At 73.4% G+C, this 1,008-nt stretch carries 1 protein-coding gene; it reads right to left on the minus strand.

Annotated elements, in window-relative coordinates:
* Nucleotides 1–27 precede the first annotated feature (27 nt).
* A complete protein-coding gene (nagB, locus tag SSNG_RS23795) occupies nucleotides 28–813 on the minus strand; it encodes a glucosamine-6-phosphate deaminase (protein ID WP_007266456.1) in 786 nt (261 codons plus the stop codon).
* Nucleotides 814–1,008: the final 195 nt, after the last annotated feature.

Consider the following 1,008-nt stretch of genomic DNA (forward strand, 5'->3'; position numbering starts at 1 on the left):
GGGCCCGGCCTTCTCGTGCGCCCGGGGTTACAGACCCTGCCAGGACGGCTTGGCGGCGTAGGTCTGGCGGAAGTAGTCGGCCAGCTTCAGCTTGGAGGCGGCCGCCTCGTCCACGACGACGGTCGCGTGCCGGTGCAGCTGCAGCGCCGAGGCCGGGACCAGGGCGGACAGCGGGCCCTCCACGGTCTGCGCGACGGCCTCGGCCTTGCCCTCGCCGGTGGCCAGCAGGACCAGGTGGCGGGCGTCGAGGATGGTGCCTATGCCCTGGGTGATGACGTGGTGCGGCACCTGGTCGATGTCGTCGTCGAAGAAGCGCGCGTTGTCCACGCGGGTCTGCTCCGTCAGCGTCTTGATACGGGTGCGGGAGGCCAGCGAGGAGCAGGGCTCGTTGAAGCCGATGTGCCCGTCGGTGCCGATGCCCAGCAGCTGGAGGTCCACCCCGCCGGCCGCGGCGAGGGCCGCGTCGTACGCCTCGCAGGCGGCCTGGACGTCCTCGGCGGAGCCGTCGGGGCCCATGAAGGAGGCCTCGGTCAGACCGAGGGGCTCGACGACCTCGCGGAGCACCACCGCGCGGTAGGACTCCGGGTGCCCGGCCGGCAGGCCGACGTACTCGTCGAGCTGGCAGATCCGGGCCGCGGAGACGTCGACCTCGCCGGCCCTGACCTTCGCCGCGAGGGCTTCGTAGACGGGCAGCGGGGTAGAGCCGGTCGCCACGCCGAGCAGGGCGTCGGGCTTGCGGCGGACCAGGGCGGCCATGGCCTCCGCGATGAGCTCGCCGCCTGCCTTGGCGTCCGGGACGATGACAACTTCCACGCTGGGCCTGCCGATCTGAGAGGAGTGGTGGTATAGACCAATCTAGCAGAGCGGGCCCCCGGACGGTGGCCCTCCGCCCCGTCCATCGTCCCCCCGTTCGCCCCTGCCCGCCGGTCGCGCTGCGCCCCGGACCCCCCTGGGGGCTCCGCCCCCAGACCCCCGCGCCTCAAACGCCGGCGGGGCTGGATCCTCCAG

Origin of the sequence: Streptomyces sp. C (assembly GCF_000158895.1) — a bacterium.
Classification (GTDB): Bacteria; Actinomycetota; Actinomycetes; order Streptomycetales; family Streptomycetaceae; genus Streptomyces; species Streptomyces racemochromogenes.